Source organism: Nostoc parmelioides FACHB-3921 (assembly GCF_014696625.1).
In the GTDB taxonomy this organism is placed as follows: Bacteria; Cyanobacteriota; Cyanobacteriia; order Cyanobacteriales; family Nostocaceae; genus Trichormus; species Trichormus parmelioides.
On record NZ_JACJQL010000008.1, the window covers coordinates 100,629 to 119,670 of the forward strand.

Below are 19,042 nucleotides of genomic sequence, written 5' to 3' on the forward strand. Positions count from 1 at the left end.
TATGAGCGAAAAAGTCAGATTAGGTTCGCGGAATGTTGCCATTGTCGGCCCTTATTTAAGTGGAAAAACAACTTTACTAGAAAGCTTATTATTTGTCACAGGAGCGATTTCTCGCAAAGGCAGCGTTAAGGATAGTAACACAGTTGGGGATAGTGCGAGTGAATCACGCGATCGCCACATGAGCGTAGAAATCAGCACCGCCTGCGCTGAGTATAACGACATTCGTTTTACTTTTATAGACTGTCCAGGTAGCGTTGAATTTACCCAAGAAACATATAACGCTTTAATGGGCGTTGATGCGGCAATTGTAGTCTGTGAACCAATACGTGAAAGAGTCCTCACCCTTGCTCCTCTATTTAAATTCCTAGACGATTGGGAAATTCCCCATCTTGTCTTTGTGAATAAAATGGATCGAGCAAATATTCATGTCCTCGAAACATTACACGCCCTCAAAGCAGTTTCTAGTCGTCCCTTAGTGGCACACCAATACCCCATCATGGCAGGGGAACAACTCACCGGCTTTATCGACATGGTGAGTGAACAAGCCTATCAATATCATCCCGGCGCACCAGCTGACCCTATTCCCTTCCCTGAACATCTCAAACAAGAAGAACATACCGCACGGGCAGAAATGCTCGAAGCCTTAGCAAATTTTGATGACCACTTATTGGAAGAACTATTAGAAGATATTGAACCACCCCAAGAAGAAATCCTCAAAGATTTAAAAATGGAATTAGGGGCAGATTTAGTAGTCCCCGTCTTCTTTGGTGTCGCTGAACAAGATTATGGTGTCAGACCTTTATTAGAAGCTTTACTCAGGGAAGCCCCCGAACCAGAAACCACCGCCGCCCGTCGCCTCAAAGGCAAAGCTAGTAATACGCCCATAGCCCAAGTCTTAAAAACCTATTACACTCCCCAAGGTGGCAAACTTTCTCTAGTACGGATTTGGCAAGGCAAACTCACCGATGGTATCGTCCTTAACGGTGTGCGCGCTGGGGGGATTTATCGCCTCATGGGACAACAACAGCAGTCAGTGAACGAAGTTGGCCCAGGTGAAATTGTCGCCCTCAGTCGCTTAGAAGGAATTAAAACCGGGGATACCATCTCTACAGAACAGCCGACGCAATTACCCAAAGCCCAACAATTAGAGCCAGTTTACGCCCTCGCCATCACCCCAGAAAAGCGCAACGATGAAGTAAAACTCAGTAGTGCTATCAGTAAACTCTTAGAAGAAGACCCCTCTTTAGCTTGGGAACAACACGGTGACACCCACGAAGTGATTTTGTGGGGACAAGGCGAGATTCATTTGCAAGTCGCCCTGGATAGACTGCGCCGCAAATATAACTTGCCCATGTCTACCCATCTGCCACAAGTACCTTATAAAGAAACCATCCGTAAACCAGTCACCTCAGTACATGGACGCTACAAACATCAAAGCGGTGGTCATGGACAGTTCGGTGATGTGTTCTTGGATATCAAACCCCTACCACGGGGTGAAGGCTTCAACTTTAAAGAAAGCATTGTTGGCGGTGTAGTACCTAGACAGTACATTCCTGGGGTAGAAATGGGTGTGCGGGAATTCCTTGTACATGGGCCTTTGGGTTTCCCAGTGGTTGATGTAGCGGTGACATTAACCAATGGTTCCTATCACACCGTTGATAGTTCCGAACAAGCCTTCAAGCAAGCCGCCCGTTTAGCTATGCAAACAGGGATACCCCAAGCCCAACCCACCTTATTAGAGCCGATTTTGCGGGTAGAAGTGACCACACCAAGCGAATTTACCTCTAAGGTACTGCAATTGTTGAGTGGTAGACGGGGGCAAATTTTAGGCTACGAAGGCAGACAAGATTGGCAAGGTTGGGATAATATTTCTGCTTACCTACCACAAGCCGAGATGCAGAACTTTATTGTAGAGTTGCGATCGCTCACCCTCGGCGTTGGTTATTTCCATTGGGCTTACGACCACCTGCAAGAAGTCCCAGAAAAGCTTGCTGAACGCGTACTTGCTAGTAACGGTAATGGTAGTAATGGCAATGGCAAGTAGTATCAGTTAACAAATGTCTCCTCTATTCAGAATCTTGGAGTGGTAATATTTATCACTCCAATTTTTTTTCGTGTCATGACCTTTTGGATAATTAAAACATCTGTGGTGATTGCTAATCGGCAATCTTAAACAACAATTACCTATGAGCCATTGCTGATTAGAAACTACTATTTATAATGGATATTACACAATTAAAAAACATGGTTTAACAAAATTTCAACAGCATATTTTCAAAGAATTAAATATCTGTTAATATTTTCTTTTTTACTGCTACCATAACCTTATATGTTCTTAGTTTGATATTGATTATGGTAACACTTCAATTCAGACAATTAAGTGTGCCACCGGGACATAGAGTTAGACTCCACAATGTTAGCTGGCAAGAATTTGAAGCAATTCTTACTGAACTAGGCGACCATCGTGCAACTCGGTTGGCTTACAGTCAGGAAACTTTGGAGATAAGAATGCCATTGCCTAGACATGAGGTAGCCAAAGTTATCATTGGGGATTTGGTAAAAATTATCTTGGAAGAGTTAGAAATTGATTGTGAATCCTTTGGCTCAACTACCTTTAAACGTGAAGATATGCGTTTTGGTATAGAGCCAGATGATTCCTTTTATATTCAAAATCAGGCTCAGATGATAGGTAAAGAGCGAATCGATTTAACGGTTGATCCTCCACCTGATTTAGTTATCGAAGTTGATGTTACTTCTAAAACCCAACTTGATGCCTATGAAGCATTAAAAGTCCCTGAATTGTGGAGATATGAGACAGGAAAGCTACAAATTAATGTTTTTCAGGATGGTAAATATATCGAGTCTGAAATTAGTCCCAATTTTCCCAATTTGCCAATTTTAGAAGCAATTCCCAAGTTTGTTGAACAAAGCCATACTTTAGGCAGAAGCCCAGCGCTGAGGGCATTTAGAAAGTGGGTAAGAGAGCAAATTGGAATTTAGCTATTCTTAACCTGGAACTAATAACCGTTTTATTAATTTTACCGATGAAGTTTTACCTGTAATTCATCCTTGATGCGATTGAGAATGGAATTTTCATCAAGGGTTGCCAAAATTCTGTTAATTACGGCTTTCGGCCCGTCTGGCCCCCATGTTGCCCCATTGGCTAAATATTCTTTGGTCACTTGTCCAATAGCGTAGGAAGACACGCCAGCTACACCGGCTTGGGTAAGGGCAACCGAGATATAAGGCCCCAAGGCAACACCAGCTGTAGCAGTTGCAGAGATACCAAGTAAAGTTTTTAACCCACTTAAACCCAAGTTTGCCAGGAGTTCACTAACACCAATACCCCCCATACTCAAGGCGATTTTTTGTAGCAACTGCACAGCACCCGCTTCAGTCATGGGGATGCCGTAGAGTTTAGACAAACCTAAAATCAGAGAAACATCAATTACTATACTACTCAGTATATCTACCACAGTCACAGGATTGAGAGCGATCGCCACCGCTTTAGTCATGACGGCTTTCCAAATCAACTGATTAGCGTTCTGCTCCCGAATCATCAATTTACGCTGTACCAATTGCTCATTTACATTATCAGCAAACAGCATCGTATTTAATGCAACTAAAGCCTTGCCCTCCCGTTGCAAAATCTCCAAAATCTTCACCTGGAGTTCAGCAACTTGAGCGTTACCTGTACGCACCTGCACCCCCCTACTGCCATCGGGACGACGCACAGCAGTTTTCACCAGTGGTGATGCCGCAGCCATGACAATTTCTAGGGGTGTGAGCAATTCCCGCACCCGTTCATCCCGAATCTTCTGGTAAATCGCCATCCTATCGGCTTCTGGATACTGGTCTACTTTATTAAATACCAGAATGATGGGTTTACCTGCTTCTCGCAATTGAGAAAGGGCTTCATGCTCAATTTTCGTCATGTCGCCAGAAATCACAAACAAAATTAAATCTGCTTGCTTGGCTATCTGTTCTGCCAAAGCAGTGCGGGTTTCCCCATCAATTTCATCTAACCCAGGGGTATCGATTAACTCTACCTGCGATCGCCCAACCGATGGTAAAGTGACACGCAAAGCCCGTTCTGTTTCCCCAATCGCCTCTTCACTAATCCGCCAATTGACCCGTTGAGCCGCACGGGTAACACCATGCAAAGGCCCCGTTTCAAATACAGATTCCCCCACCAAGGCATTCAGTAAAGAAGATTTACCCCGTCCCACGATGCCAAAAGCAGCGATTTGTACCACCATGCTGTCTAACTTCCCCAGCATGGTTTCTAAATCAGCTATTTCTGACTCCAAGCCAGCCTTTTCCTGAGAACTGAGGTCAATATTGTCTACTAAGTTCCGCAGCGCCGATTGTGCTTGTTTATAGTTGAGTTCTGCTTGAATATCTTCAAAGCTAAAAATGGCACTATCAAGTTCTTCCTCCCAGTTGAGAGAACTTGTATCAGTATTGGTTGCGTCGCTTGGTTGAGGATCAGGCAAGGGTAATATCGAGGTCATATCAGTTGTATATTTTAAATTTTAATTTTTAAACTAGCTTTATTTTCCATCCTAGTAATTTTTCTCAGGATATTGGGCAAATAAGCAAGCTAGAGAACAGATGGGAGTAACAACTGACAAATGACTCATGACTAATGACTAAATGGCTAACAAAAAGTCATAAACTGAAAAGTGCATCTAGTAGCGTTAGGAACTTGACTAAATCACCTGTGCGGAAAATAGTTATTGCCGGTAACTGGAAAATGTTCAAAACCCAGGCAGAGTCTCAAGAGTTCTTAAAAGAATTTCTGCCTGCATTAGAGGAAACACCTCAAGAACGGGAAGTGCTGCTTTGCGTTCCTTTCACTGATCTGGCCATTTTGTCTCAGAGTCTACATGGTAGCCTTGTACAACTGGGAGCGCAAAACGTCCACTGGGCAGAAAATGGAGCCTACACTGGTGAAATCTCTGGCCCAATGTTGACAGAAATTGGTGTCCGTTACGTTATTGTCGGTCATAGCGAACGACGACAATTTTTTGGGGAAACAGACGAGACAGTTAATTTACGTCTCCAAGCTGCTCAAAAGTATGGGTTAACGCCGATTCTTTGTGTAGGCGAAACCAAACAACAGCGAGATTCTGGAGAAACTGAATCACTAATTGTCAGCCAACTAGACAAAGACCTCATAGATGTTGATCAGACAAATTTGGTGATTGCTTACGAACCCATTTGGGCAATTGGCACTGGTGACACTTGTGAAACAACAGAGGCTAATAGAGTTATTGGCTTAATTCGCAGCCAATTGAAGAATCCTGATGTGCCAATTCAATATGGTGGCTCAGTCAAACCAAGCAATATTGATGAGATTATGGCTCAACCAGAAATCGATGGCGTTCTCGTGGGTGGAGCAAGTTTAGAAGCTGCAAGTTTCGCCCGAATTGTAAACTATCAGTAAATAGTCCACAGTCAATAGTCCATAGTCCATAGTCTAAAACTGTTGACTACTGACTATTGACTATTGACCAATGACTAATCACTATGTGCAGTAAATTGATCATAGGCGATCGCTGTTTCCACTGGGGACAGCGTACTTATTTAATGGGTGTTTTAAATGTAACGCCAGATAGTTTTAGTGATGGTGGTAAATTTAATACTACATCTGCCGCTCTAGACCAGGCAAAAGCTCTGGTAGCTGCTGGTGCTGATATTATCGATGTCGGCGGTCAATCTACTAGACCAGGGGCAGAGCAAATCACTCTGACAGAAGAACTGGAGCGTGTATTGCCAATAGTCCAGGTATTGCGATCGCAAATTCCTGTACCCATATCAGTGGATACAACTAGAGCAGAAGTAGCTAAAGCATCTATAGAAGCTGGAGCAAATATTATTAATGATATTTCTGGTGGCACATTTGACCCCCAAATGTTGCCCACAGTGGCAACTTTTGGCGTACCAATTATATTGATGCACATCCGTGGTACACCACAGACTATGCAGCAATTTACTGAATATCAAGATTTAATGGGAGAAATTTCTAGTTTTTTAGCTAACCAAATTACCACAGCCACAACCTTGGGTATTCAACCCGAAAAAATTATTATTGATCCTGGTATTGGCTTTGCTAAAAACTACGAACAAAATTTAGAAATACTACGCCGCTTAGGTTCATTACGGGCGCTAAATTGTCCTATCTTAGTAGGCGCATCCCGTAAAAGTTTTATCGGTCGAATTTTAAATCAACCAGATCCCGAAGCACGAGTTTGGGGAACAGCTGCGGCTTGTTGCGCTGCAATTTTCAATGGGGCTGATATCCTGCGAGTACATGATGTGCAAGAGATGCGTGATGTATCTCTAGTTGCTGATGCACTCTTTCGGAGTGAGTTATTGAGTGCTGAGGATTGAGCTATTCCCCCCTGCTCCCTGCTCCCCACTCTCTACCCATGCTCCCCACTCTTCCCATTACCATCAGTATTTACAGTCTCCGCCATAACCTCTTTCATCAATTCACCGGATTTGCCTGGGTCTACAAACACAACCTTGGCATTGGTACTTTCTCCTAGTTTGTAACTAGCATTAATATAATCTTGAGCGACCAAATAACGGAGAATTTCTTTACTTTCGGGATTACTACGCAATGCTTCGGCAATTATCTGCATAGAAGTCATTGTTCCTTCTGCCTTCTTGATAGCAGCTTGACGTTCTCCTTCAGCTTCGGAAATTAGCGCCCGTTTTTTGAATTCAGCCGCCCGTTCCTCTTCCATAGTTTTCCGCACACTTTCCGGTGGTGTAATTCTTTGAATATCTAACCGGATAATTTCAACGCCCCAATCTGCTGTTGTGCTGTTCAACTCACTTAAGATGGTTCGGTTCATTTCATCTCTGGTGACATTGGTATCTTCTACCGTATTTTGAGCAATCACTTCCCGGAGTGTGGTTGTTGCCAGTTGTGTCAACGCTCCCTGCAAGTCTTCAATGGCATAGAAGCTTTTCTCCATATCCCGGATACGCCAGAAAAGAATAGCATCAACTTCTAGGTAAATATTATCCCTAGTGATCACATTTTGGGGTTTGATATCTATAAATTGCTCCCGTGTGGTATCTTCCATCACCACCTGATCAACCAAAGGCACGATAAAGTTTAAACCTGGATTCAGTGTGCGATGTCTCCGTCCTAAGCGTTCAACAAGGGCTGCATTCCCTTCATTAATAATTTTTGCCGATCCTAAGGCATAACCGATAAGCGCTAAGACTATAGCAATAATTGGCTCCATATATGCTCCTATTACCTTTTAGGGCAATTTTAGTTTAAAGGACATGGTACTACCATGCCCTACATTTAAGTCTATTATCATGTCTGTTTGAATACTTGTAATATCTGTGGGGTTGGTAGTGGGTCATGGGCTTCACCGTGAGCATTAGCCGAACGGTAACTGGTAATGGTAAAACACAATTACTTTTTTGCTGGCACTAGTGGTAGAAGGCTATTAGCTATGACTCGTTACCAACCAAAGCAACCATATAGTTGGTGATGAGACGAAGGTAAATAATTAATATTTATTTAATATTAAAAAATAAATGGCGATCGCACTATCGCCTAATTTGGTTCAACAGAAAAATCTGGGGACAGACAAATTTGACAACGCCCCCAGTTTACAGCTTGTGTTAAAAACCAAAGATGAGTCTAACTACACCTAAGAATGTACCTAAAGGCCCTGATATCAAGCCGACGCTATCACTAGTCCTAGCTAGACCTGAGCGACCGACTACAACAATATCGTTGTTACGGAGTATGGGATTAGTCTCTTCGTTAATTCCTTGGTTGAAATCAACTTTGATCTCACGCTTAGTCACGGAACCATTGGGGTTAAGACGCATCAACTCTACACTGGCGCTACGCGCTCTAGCGTCATTAAATCCACCAGCCGCGAGTAGTGCTTGGTTTAAGGAGCTATTTGGTCTAATGTCTACGGCTCCTGGGCGTTTAACTTCACCTACCACACCAACCTGAATTGTATTGGGAGACAAAGTAGTAGTTGCTAATTCCGTCGCTAGTGCTGGGTTAACCTCAGTAGCAGTAGGAATCACGATTGTGTCTCCATCTTGGACAATTACATCTTGATTAACATCACCAGTGCGTAATAGTTCCAAAAGATTGAGGTCTATAGTTTGTTCACCATTAGTCCTTGTCGGTCGGCGTAACGTGATCTTGGTAATATCTGCTTGGGAGGTAATACCGCCAGCTAATTGAATTGCTCGTGTCACCGTGGGTAAACCACTGCCACTAGCCCCATTCCCACCAGCCTGAGCCTCTGTCGCCCCTGCACTCACAAGATATGAGCCAGGACGATTGACTTGACCGATAATGGCTACAGTGCGGGGTGCGGTTTGGCTAGCAGCAAAGTTAGCAGCAAATAAATTACGTGCTTCTGCTACGTTGAAGCTAGTAGCAGTTGGCACGACTATAACGTCTCCATCCCTTAAAGTAATATCTTGTGAAGAGCTACCAGTTTGGATGAGTTCCTTTAAATTGAGACTGACGATTTGCTCAGTAGAATTGCTGGTTTTACGTCTCAGCTTCACTTGAGTGACATCTGCTGCTAAGGTAACACCTTGGGCTGTTGTGAGTGCAGCCAATACAGTGGGATATTGTACCCCTGGATTATTACCTGCACCGCCTTGCAAGCTCAAAGTGTAAGATCCTGGGCGTGTGACTTCCCCAGCAACTAAGATATTGATGGGGCGAGGGGATAAAAGATTGACAGAAATCTGGGGACGTTTCAGAAACCTGCGATATCTGTCAGTGATGACATCAGCAGCTTGTTCTGTTGTGAATCCTTGAACTGAAACACTGCCGATTAAAGGTAAGTTGATAGCTCCACCTGGAGGAATTTGGTATTCACCACCATATTCGGGAACTTCAAATACATTTACACGAATTAGATCGCCGCCTCCCAACAAGTATTTTGTATCTACTTGTACTGGTGGTGATACTCGTTGGTTAGTAGGGGGTACTGTTTGCGAATTAGGAAATACTTGTTGTCCCTGAGCTACGCTGGCAAACGGCACAACGAGATGAGCAGCAGTTAGTAAAGCTGCACCCACAGCTGGCTGTGATAGAAATTTCAGCGAACCTGTGTTAAGCATATTTTTTAAACTCTGAGACTACCATCGGTAAAGTATTGTCTAAACATTTTAATCTTGACTATACTTAAGTATTGAAGTTTCCCGACAATTCTCATTTTCCTAGAAAAACTATCTTAATCCGGTCAAATATTTTTTCCAAAGTTTGAATTTTTAGTAAAGTTACAGTAAAAGTTGCCTGATTTTACTAAACAACATCTGTGAATATAATTTCCACATTAGTATTTTTGCTGAGATATGGCTGTTGACAGACTTGAAATCATCGTGTTGTCCAGGTTTTATCTTAGCTTGATGTCCTAGTCTGTCTGGCTAAGGCTACACTTCTGATTGATCAATTACTTCATGTAAAGATGTGTCTTGTTTTTGAATCTGGTTGATAAAGAATTCTTCTAAAGATTGACGAGATAAATTCATAGAAATAATTCGCCCACCCATTAAACGCACGCTAGCGAGGAAATCATAATAATCTTCTTGCAGTATACCTTGCCAATAACCATCAGGTTCATACACTAAATTTGCCAGCCATTTTTTGAGAATTTCCCAATCACCATTTTGACCTTTAACATGGTATGTGTTTTGACTACCCAGTATTTCATCCAGAGAACCAGAACAAATTAATTCACCTTTTGAAAGGATAGCAATGCGATCGCATATTTTCTCCACTTCACTGAGAATATGGCTATTGAAGAAAATCGTCTTACCTGCGGCTTTCAGCGACAAAATAATTTCCCGCATCCGGTAGCGTCCTAGAGGATCTAAACCAGACATTGGTTCGTCCAAAAATATCAACTCTGGATCGTTAATTAGTGCCTGAGCCATGCCAACACGCTGTAGCATCCCTTTGGAATAGCGGCGCATTTGTTTTTTTTGGGCATCAGCTACAGATAAACCCACCAAATCCAATAATTCAGGAATGCGTTGACGTTGCACAGCAGCAGGAATTGCAAATAAACCAGCCGCTAACTCTAAAAACTCCCAACCAGTAAGATATTCATACAAGTAAGGATTTTCACTCAAATAACCAACACGTTGCTTGATATGGCGATCGCCTAATGGCTGACCCAACAATAACCCTTGTCCACCAGTTGGACGGATAATTCCCAACAATAGCTTTAACAAAGTAGTTTTACCCGCACCATTCGGCCCCAATAAACCAAAAGTTTCCCCCTGGTAAACCGTTAAAGAACAGCCCTTGAGGGAAACAACTTTTTGATTCATCCAAAAGCCAGTGCGATAAACTTTTCGCAAATCAGAAGTCATCACTACTGGCGGGGTATTTTTGGTAGTTAATTGAGAATCCGGGGTGTCTGTAAAAGACTGCATTGGGTGTTAATTAACAAATACTAGTGATTACGCAGCATTGGTTATAAAGTACCCAGGAAGATCAGCGCGATCGCTATAGGTTTGTTAATTGTTGCAAATTTTGGGGACTGGGGACTAGGGATTTCTCCCCCCTGCCTCCCCTGCCCCCTGCTGCTTACAAAACCCCCTTAGAGCTAGGAATTGTCCCCGCGCGGCGAGGATCGACTTCTATAGCCATTCTGGCTGCTCTGGCAAAGGCTTTGAAGGTCGCCTCAATAATGTGATGGGAATTAATGCCATCCAATTGGCGAATGTGCAGAGTCATTTGGCTATGGTTGACTAGTGCCACAAAAAATTCTCTAACTAATTGGGTGTCATAAGTTCCCACACGTTCGGTAGGAATTTGTAAGCCGTAGCTGAGGTGAGGACGACCAGAAAAATCCAGTGCTACCTGTACTAAAGCTTCGTCTAAAGGTGCTAAAAAATTGCCGAAGCGGACTATACCTTTGCGATCGCCTAATGCCTTAGCCAAAGCTTGACCTAAAGTAATACCCACATCTTCATTTGTGTGGTGGTCATCAATTTCCCAGTCTCCTTGGGCTTGGACATCCAAATCAATCAAGCCGTGGGAGGAAATTTGATGCAACATATGATCTAAAAAGGGAATGCCAGTAGCTGCCTTACAAATTCCCGTACCATCCAAATTGACAGTAACCTGCACATTCGTTTCCCCAGTTGTGCGATGCACTGAAGCAATCCGAGGGACTGAGGATAAGTTAAGTTGGGGATAATCGCTGATTTGCATAATTGGGAGGAGGGAGTAGGGCATAGGGAGTGGGTGAAAGAAATTAGAACAACCTACTCCCCACTCCCCAGTACCCAAATTTTATCGTAAATTCAAGGGTTTAAGACCTCTACGACACGTAGTATCAGTTGAATTGGGGTAAAACATCCCCGACTCCAACTGTCTTTAATTTTGAATTTTGTTCGCCCTTGGCGTTCCCGAAGGGTATTTTGAATTTTGAATTGTTATTACATCCCCATGATTTCGTATCCTGCATCTACGTACAAGACTTGACCAGTAATACCACTAGCTAAATCACTAGCCAAGAAAGCGGCTGTATTACCCACTTCTAGCTGAGTCACAGTCCGACGTAAGGGCGCTACTTGTTCCACATGATGAATCATATCTAAAATGCCACCCACGGCACTAGAAGCCAAGGTGCGGATGGGGCCAGCAGAGATGGCATTAACGCGAATATTTTGAGAGCCGAGTTCAGATGCTAGATAACGTACACTAGCTTCTAATCCGGCTTTGGCTACTCCCATAACGTTGTAGTTAGGAACAGCTCTGACACCACCCAAATATGACAGAGTAATAATACTACCGCCTTCGGTCATTAGAGGTTTAGCCGCACCACTTAACTGCACCAGTGAAAAAGTGCTGATATCTAAAGCCGTGGCAAAACCAGCACGGGATGTTTGGCTAAAATCTCCAGTCAAATCATCTCTGTTAGCAAAGGCTAGACAATGAATCAGAATATCTAACCTGCCCCATTTATCGCGGATGGTATCAAAAGTAGACTGAATTTGTTCATCATTTTGAACATTACAAGGCAAGAATAAGCTGGGGTTAAGGGGTTCTACGAGTTCTGAAACTTTCTTCTCAAATTTGCCACGTTCATCTGGTAGATAAGTAATACCAAGGTTAGCTCCGGCTGCGTGCAGTTGTTGGGCAATTCCCCAGGCAATGGAACGATTATTGGCGATACCTGTAACCAAGGCATTTTTTCCAGTCAGATTCAGCATAGAGATTTCTGTTTTCATTAATGTGATCGATTCATTTGTACAGCTTGACAGAAATCACTACCCAGTAGAAGAGATAATCGAGCTATGTTGGGAATTTTTTTGCTGTTTGACCGAAGAGGCGGAGGGGCAGGGGAAGAGCTAGGGAAGAGGAGCAGGGGAAGAGGGTCAGAATTTTTCTCTTACCCCCTTACTCACGAACAGCCTGCCTTAACCAAGATAGGACTGACGCAACCAGGTTATCTGTTGAGACTCGGTGTAAGGATTTTCAACATTTGCACCCCTACACCCCTACACCCCTACACCCTTCTCCAAACCCTTTATCTTTGTTTTATACATAGTTGGCAAAAATGATGATTATTAAGGGCGTTTTTTAGAATAAAATGTTTGTTATTTCTTAAGATATTTTCAAGATTACTTAATTTTTTCTGCAAAAAACCTGATGGTTAGAGAAAGTAGAAGTATCTATCAAGAACTGCTAGCTAAAAATAGTAAAATTTGGGTATCATTATGAACAAATAACCATAAAGTTGTACGTTTGAGTATAGGAAAGTACAGAAAGGTTAACGGTGCTTTATTGATTTTTCAGGTGTATTCTTAGGTAATTAGTTTTTAGTTTTTTGTTATTCCGGCATTGGGTAGGGGAAGGGAGATGATCGTGACACAAGATAAGGCCCTAGCAAATGTTTTTCGTCAGATGGCAACCGGAGCTTTTCCGCCTGTTGTCGAAACGTTTGAACGCAATAAAACGATCTTTTTTCCTGGCGATCCTGCCGAACGAGTCTACTTTCTTTTGAAAGGGGCTGTGAAACTTTCCAGGGTGTACGAGGCAGGAGAAGAGATTACAGTAGCACTACTGCGGGAAAATAGTGTTTTTGGTGTCCTGTCTTTGTTGACAGGAAACAAGTCGGATAGGTTTTACCATGCGGTGGCATTTACTCCAGTAGAATTGCTTTCTGCACCAATTGAACAAGTTGAGCAAGCACTAAAGGAAAATCCGGAATTATCAATGTTGATGCTGCGGGGTCTGTCTTCGCGGATTCTACAAACAGAGATGATGATTGAAACCTTAGCGCACCGAGATATGGGTTCGAGATTGGTGAGTTTTCTGTTAATTCTCTGTCGTGATTTTGGTGTTCCTTGTGCAGATGGAATCACAATTGATTTAAAGTTATCTCATCAGGCGATCGCCGAAGCAATTGGCTCTACTCGCGTTACTGTTACTAGGCTACTAGGGGATCTGCGGGAGAAAAAGATGATTTCCATTCACAAAAAGAAGATTACTGTGCATAAACCTGTGACTCTCAGCAGACAGTTCACTTAAAGAAGAATACAGGAGTCAGAATTCAGAATGTGGCTAGTTATTACCATAGGCTAAATCCTAGTCATTATAGATTTAGTTGGTTTTTTCAATCCGTTTATTTAACTCCAAGTGACGGTGAACCCATACTGGATTTTGGCTCTTGCCTTCTGAACTCTTTAAACAATTGGAATAATGAGAGGTGGTACGTGTTATATTTTTTTCAATGGCACCCATAGTTAGAAGTAAATCTAATATCTTGAGTAACTTCAGCTATTGCCACCCTCCCATTCTCCACAAATAATGATTGAAAGTAGTAGGCTGTATCTGGACTCAATTGGGTAGCTGAAGATGACCACTGGGTACATCCTCATAGCAGCAATTTTAATTTTGGGAGGTGTAATTGCCACTGTTGGCGATCGCATCGGCACAAGAGTTGGCAAAGCACGCCTCTCTCTGTTTAATCTACGCCCCAAAAATACGGCTGTACTGGTGACAATTTTGACGGGAGGACTGATTTCAGCAACTACCCTGGCAATTTTATTTATTGCTGATGAAGGACTGCGGAAAGGGGTTTTTGAGTTAGAAGATATTCAAAAAGACCTCAGGCAAAAACGAGAACAGCTCAAAGTTGCAGAAGAGCAAAAAACTCAGGTAGAAATTGAGCGCAATAAAGTTAATCAAGAGCTAGAAACCACCAGAACCGACAAAAGACAAGTAGAAACTCAGCGCGACCAAGCCAAAAAAGAAAAATTAAAAGCACAGCAAGATTTAGCGCAAACCCAAGCACAATACCAGCGCACCCAAAGCCGACTGGGACAAGTAGTTACACAATATCAAAAAGCGATCGCTGAACTGCAAAGCGTTTACAATCAAAGAAAAGCCTTACAACGGGCAGTAGAACAACTCAAGACAGAACGTCAAAGGCTATATGCTGAAGCTAAAAAAGCCATAGAACAACGGGACAGAGAACTGGCTAACCGTCAACAAGCCATAGAACAACGGGATAGAGAACTAGCTAACCGCCAACAAGCACTACAACAGCGCGACCAGAAAATTTCCCAACTAGATAAACTAATTCAAAACCGTAACTTGGAAATTGCACAGCGAGAAGAGGTAATTGCCAAACGAGAGTCACGGCTCAAAGAATTAGAAACACAACAGGACTATTTAGAACAGGAAGTGGCGCGACTGGAGAAATATTACCAGTCATACCGCGACTTACGTTTAGGCAAACTAGCATTAGTTCGCGGTCAAGTTTTGGCCTCTGCTGTTGTTCGGACTAATCAGGTAGCGGCTACACGTCAGATAATCCTCCAACTACTGCAAGAAGCTAACCGCAATGCCAGTTTAGAATTAAGCGAACCTGGGTCAAACTCGGCAAATATAGAACTACTACGTATCACCCCAGATAGAATTGAGCAACTGATTCAGCAAATTAATGATGGTCGAGAATATGTAGTCAGAATATTCTCAGCTGGTAATTACGTCAGAGGAGAAAACCAGATAGAGTTTTTTGCTGATACAGCTAGAAATGTGCTGGTATTTTCTGGGAGTGAGGTTTTGGCTACAACTACAGCCGATCCCCGTAGTATGACCTCTTATCAGTTACGACAACGGTTAGATTTATTAATTTCCGCTTCCCAATTTCGTGCTAGAAACGCGGGAATTGTGGAAGGTGTCCAAATAGATGGTACTTTTCTGCGCTTTGTTTCCTTGTTGCGTCAGTTAGATCAACCAATAGAAATTAAAGCGATCGCTGCTGAAGATACTTATACAGCCGGGCCATTGAGAGTGCGATTAGTAGCAATCCAAAATGGCAAAGTTATTTTGAGTACTTAAATAAACAAAGTAGGGAGTGAACAATTCAAAATTCACAATATTAAATAACTTCCAGGGATTGAGGATAACAAGAAAGTGTTGTAATTAAAATACTAGAAATATAGGTGTTGACGGTTGACGGTTGACGCTTGACAGGCTTGAAAGCCTTCTGTTTTCCGGTTTTTGTCTTAGCTTGATGTCTTAATCTATCTGGCTACGGCTATATATTAAAAATAGTTAGTTAATCAATAAATATATTGCTCGAAATTTATTTGTATTCTGAATAATTATTTTTGGAATTATTATGACTTTAAGTGCATTTTCTCCCACACAACCAGTTATTTTAGGTTTTGATCCAGGTAAAGATAAATGTGGTTTAGCGGTGATGGGATTGGATCGGCAACTCTATTATCATCAAGTAGTTGCTTCCGCAGATGCGATCGCCATCATTAATACCCTACGACAACAGTTTCCCATTTCTATGCTAGTTATGGGCAACCAAACCACAGCCAAACGCTGGAAACAGAAACTACAGCAAGAATTAGCTGAAGCATTAAATATTGTCTTAGTAGACGAACGTTATAGTACCTTAGAGGCACGCGATCGCTATTGGCAGATGTATCCTCCTCAAGGACTAATAAAGCTACTACCCCACGGAATGCGTCAGCCGCCCCGCCCAATAGATGATATTGTCGCCATTCTTTTAATCGAAAGATATCTCAATCGCCTCACAGAATCGGTTAATGGTTAAGAGTCAATAGTCAATAGTCAATAGTCAATAGTCAATAGTTATTCTCCGCTGCCCCCAGCCTCCTGCCCACGTTTCACAATTGTGCGCGAATCTTAAAAGCATAGTCTCCTCCTGGCTCTAGTTGATAATCTTGCTGTTCCAAGAAGCGGCCGAGGGGTTCTTTGATTAAAGCGCGTCCTTGGGAAGGCTTTACCAAAAGTTCTCCCCGACGAAAATGCCACTGGAAATGCCACTCAAAATCACCAGCACTCACTTCACCTTCTAGGAAGCCGTGTTGCCAGGATTGGCGAATGATTTTGACATGGGCAGTAGTTTCTGGCAAAGGTTTAGCACTCACAATGCTTGGTGTTAAGTATGGAACAAAAGCGCAAGCTTAACTATGTAAGCTATTTCTTTTATTTACCAAACTTCGCTCAAATCGACAAACTGACAAAATGAGTATTTATGGTTGAGATAGATTTTCGTATATCGAACTTATGGTAATTGGTAATTGGTAATTGGTCATGGTAAAAAACAATTACCTATTACCTATGACCTATTACCAACCAAAGCAACCATATCGTCACTAATTGGCCGAACTTGCAATTATTCACAATAATGAAAAACTTTACGGCGATGCCTACGTAAAGAGGCATCGCGGATTTTAGATAATATCTAAAATCCCCAATCGATTTAACGATTCACCGCCGCAGCTTCCCGCGCCGCAGTTGCTTGATCTGGGTGTATACCCAAGCGTGTGAGATTAATCCGTCCCTTATTGTCAATTTCGCGCACTTTGACAATTACTTCATCGCCAACCGCCACTTCATCTTCAACTTTGCCGACACGGTAATCAGCTAATTGGGAAATGTGAATCATCCCTTCTTTTCCAGGGAGAAATTCCACAAAAGCACCAATGGGAATAATCCGAGTTACACGTCCCGCATAGACATCGCCTTCGTTGAGTTTGCGAGTCATGCCTTGGACAATATTACGCGCTCTTTTTGCCTTGTTTTCATCAACCGCAGAAATTGTCACTGTGCCATCATCTTCAATGTCGATTTTTGCACCAGTTTCTTCGGTGATGCCCTTAATTGTCTTACCACCGGGGCCAATGACCAGACCAATCATGTCTGGATCAATCTTGATAGTCAACAGGCGAGGAGCGTAAGGTGAGGTTTCAGTGCGTGGGGTGTCGATAGTTTGGAGCATCTTGTCCAAAATATGCAGCCTAGCATCTTTTGCTTGGTGAATAGCTTGGGCAATAACCTCCAGAGACAAACCAGAGATTTTCATGTCCATTTGCAAGGCGGTAATCCCTGCATCGGTACCAGCGACTTTAAAGTCCATGTCACCTAAGAAGTCTTCAATACCCTGAATATCTGTCAGGACTCGGACTTCATCACCTTCCTTAATCAAGCCCATTGCTGCACCACTCACTGGTTTGAGGATGGGGACACCAGCATCCATTAACGCTAAGGTGGAACCGCAAACTGAACCCATTGAGGTGGAACCGTTGGAAGAAAGGACTTCCGAGACGACGCGAATCACGTAGGGGAATTGCTCTTTTGGTGGCAGTACAGGTAAGATTGCTCTCTCTGCTAATGCACCGTGACCAATTTCCCGTCTACCAGGGGCGCGTAAGGGCTTGGTTTCCCCGACGGAGAAAGGAGGGAAGTTGTAATGATGGAGGTAGCGTTTTGATTGGTCTGTTTGCAGGTCATCATTGAGGTTTTGGGCATCACCAGGAGTACCCAAGGTACAAGCTGATAATACCTGAGTCAGCCCTCGGTTAAATAAACCGCTACCGTGGACACGTTTTGGTAAAACACCTACTTGGGAAGAAACCGGGCGCACTTGATCAAGTTTACGACCATCCACACGCACGTTATCTTCAACGATTTGACGGCGCATGAAGTATTTAGTGATGTCTTTAAAAGTGTTGCCCAGGGCTTTGCTGTTGGCGGTTGCAGCTAAACGAATTGGGTCTTCTTCTGGGAGTTCGGCGATCGCTGTGGCAATATTATCTTTAACAACGTCCAACGCGGCATCGCGTTCGGGTTTGGTTAGTTCAAATTGAGCCAGAATTTTCTTAATTTCGTCGCTAGCGCGATCGCGGATATAATTTTCCAGAGTTTGGTCTACCTCTGGTGGTGCTTCTTGGACAATTTCCAGACCGAGTTCGGCTACTAGGTCTAGCTGCGCTTTAATTAAGTCGCGCACCGCCTCATAACCAAAATCAATCGCCTCAATAATATCTCGCTCTGGTAATTGATTAGCCCCTGCTTCCACCATAATCACACCGTGAGGTGAACCTGCGACTACCAGATCCAAGTCTCCGGCTTCGATTTCTGCATAGGTGGGGTTAATAATAAAATCATCGCCCACTAAGCCTACCCGCACTGCTGCCATCGGCCCGTTAAAGGGGATTTTAGCAATGAGAGTGGCAATGGAAGCGCCTGTCACCGCTAGTACGTCGGGCGGTACTTGCTCATCCATCGACATTGTTAAGGCGACAATTTGCAAGTCGTCCCGCAACCATGAAGGGAACAAAGGACGCAAGGGACGGTCTATGAGACGGCTGGTGAGAATTGTTTTTTCTGGGGGACGGCCTTCACGACGCATAATCCCACCGGGGATTCTACCAGCCGCATACAGTCTTTCTTCATAATCCACTGTCAGGGGAAGGAAATCAATTCCTTCTCTACCTGGCGATCGCGTAGCTGTGACTAAAACAGCTGTATCCCCTGATTCTATCAAAACCGACCCACCAGCTTGGGGTGCTAGTAGGCCTACTTTCAGTCGAATATCCCTTCCATCGAAGGATATTGACTTCTCAAATTCTGCCATTCAGCTTTTTTTCCTTCTATGCACGCTATTCTCTCTCTGTGGCAATCCTAACATTTATGCCCTGTAGCTGGCTTCTGTTACATACAAAGAGCAACATC

The 19,042-nt window shown here is 43.2% G+C and carries 15 protein-coding genes; 7 read left to right on the forward strand and 8 right to left on the reverse strand.

The window, feature by feature from the left end:
- Nucleotide 1: 1 nt before the first annotated feature.
- Both H6G14_RS08135 and H6G14_RS08140 read left to right on the forward strand, forming a co-directional pair.
- Nucleotides 2–2,044: an elongation factor G gene (locus H6G14_RS08135; protein WP_190566670.1), complete on the forward strand. Its 2,043-nt coding sequence runs from the start codon at nucleotides 2–4 to the stop codon at nucleotides 2,042–2,044.
- A gap of 308 nt (nucleotides 2,045–2,352) precedes the next feature.
- Nucleotides 2,353–3,000 (forward strand): Uma2 family endonuclease, encoded by a 648-nt coding sequence (locus H6G14_RS08140; protein ID WP_190566672.1) that lies wholly within the window; start codon nucleotides 2,353–2,355, stop codon nucleotides 2,998–3,000.
- A 38-nt stretch (nucleotides 3,001–3,038) separates the two neighbouring features.
- Here H6G14_RS08140 and H6G14_RS08145 read toward each other — a convergent pair whose 3' ends face one another.
- The gene (locus H6G14_RS08145; protein WP_190566674.1) at nucleotides 3,039–4,514 is read right to left on the reverse strand and encodes a GTP-binding protein; all 1,476 of its coding nucleotides are present in this window, start codon (nucleotides 4,512–4,514) and stop codon (nucleotides 3,039–3,041) included.
- A 209-nt stretch (nucleotides 4,515–4,723) separates the two neighbouring features.
- On the opposite strand from H6G14_RS08145, the gene tpiA reads away from it, so the two are divergent.
- Nucleotides 4,724–5,449 carry a triose-phosphate isomerase gene (gene tpiA, locus H6G14_RS08150; protein ID WP_190566757.1) on the forward strand — a complete coding sequence of 242 codons (726 nt, stop codon included), beginning with the start codon at nucleotides 4,724–4,726 and terminating at the stop codon, nucleotides 5,447–5,449.
- Nucleotides 5,450–5,532: 83 nt separating this feature from the next.
- A complete protein-coding gene (gene folP, locus H6G14_RS08155; RefSeq protein ID WP_190566676.1) occupies nucleotides 5,533–6,396 on the forward strand; it encodes a dihydropteroate synthase in 864 nt (287 codons plus the stop codon).
- A 32-nt stretch (nucleotides 6,397–6,428) separates the two neighbouring features.
- Here folP and H6G14_RS08160 read toward each other — a convergent pair whose 3' ends face one another.
- From H6G14_RS08160 to fabI, 5 genes are all read right to left on the reverse strand, one after another.
- Nucleotides 6,429–7,265, reverse strand: a complete 837-nt coding sequence (locus H6G14_RS08160; RefSeq protein WP_010998524.1) for an SPFH domain-containing protein — start codon at nucleotides 7,263–7,265, stop codon at nucleotides 6,429–6,431.
- A gap of 391 nt (nucleotides 7,266–7,656) precedes the next feature.
- The gene (locus tag H6G14_RS08165) at nucleotides 7,657–9,138 is read right to left on the reverse strand and encodes an SLBB domain-containing protein (protein WP_190566678.1); all 1,482 of its coding nucleotides are present in this window, start codon (nucleotides 9,136–9,138) and stop codon (nucleotides 7,657–7,659) included.
- Nucleotides 9,139–9,450: 312 nt separating this feature from the next.
- The gene (locus H6G14_RS08170) at nucleotides 9,451–10,458 is read right to left on the reverse strand and encodes an ABC transporter ATP-binding protein (protein WP_190566680.1); all 1,008 of its coding nucleotides are present in this window, start codon (nucleotides 10,456–10,458) and stop codon (nucleotides 9,451–9,453) included.
- A 154-nt stretch (nucleotides 10,459–10,612) separates the two neighbouring features.
- Nucleotides 10,613–11,242, reverse strand: a complete 630-nt coding sequence (gene hisB, locus H6G14_RS08175) for an imidazoleglycerol-phosphate dehydratase HisB (RefSeq protein ID WP_190566682.1) — start codon at nucleotides 11,240–11,242, stop codon at nucleotides 10,613–10,615.
- A 227-nt stretch (nucleotides 11,243–11,469) separates the two neighbouring features.
- Nucleotides 11,470–12,246, reverse strand: a complete 777-nt coding sequence (gene fabI / locus H6G14_RS08180; protein ID WP_041456288.1) for an enoyl-ACP reductase FabI — start codon at nucleotides 12,244–12,246, stop codon at nucleotides 11,470–11,472.
- 649 nt (nucleotides 12,247–12,895) lie between these two features.
- Between fabI and ntcA the strand changes: the two genes are divergently transcribed.
- From ntcA to H6G14_RS08195, 3 genes are all read left to right on the forward strand, one after another.
- Nucleotides 12,896–13,567, forward strand: coding sequence for a global nitrogen regulator NtcA (ntcA, locus tag H6G14_RS08185; RefSeq protein WP_010998529.1), 672 nt, complete (start codon nucleotides 12,896–12,898; stop codon nucleotides 13,565–13,567).
- 327 nt (nucleotides 13,568–13,894) lie between these two features.
- A complete protein-coding gene (locus tag H6G14_RS08190; RefSeq protein ID WP_190566684.1) occupies nucleotides 13,895–15,385 on the forward strand; it encodes a DUF3084 domain-containing protein in 1,491 nt (496 codons plus the stop codon).
- A gap of 283 nt (nucleotides 15,386–15,668) precedes the next feature.
- Entirely contained in the window at nucleotides 15,669–16,115 is a 447-nt protein-coding gene (locus H6G14_RS08195; protein WP_190566686.1) for a pre-16S rRNA-processing nuclease YqgF, read from the forward strand.
- 73 nt (nucleotides 16,116–16,188) lie between these two features.
- Here the strand turns inward: H6G14_RS08195 and H6G14_RS08200 are convergent, their stop codons facing one another.
- Nucleotides 16,189–16,452: a DUF3146 family protein gene (locus H6G14_RS08200; protein ID WP_010998532.1), complete on the reverse strand. Its 264-nt coding sequence runs from the start codon at nucleotides 16,450–16,452 to the stop codon at nucleotides 16,189–16,191.
- A 335-nt stretch (nucleotides 16,453–16,787) separates the two neighbouring features.
- On the reverse strand, nucleotides 16,788–18,944 hold the full coding sequence (locus H6G14_RS08205; protein WP_190566688.1) for a polyribonucleotide nucleotidyltransferase: 2,157 nt from the start codon (nucleotides 18,942–18,944) through the stop codon (nucleotides 16,788–16,790).
- Nucleotides 18,945–19,042: the final 98 nt, after the last annotated feature.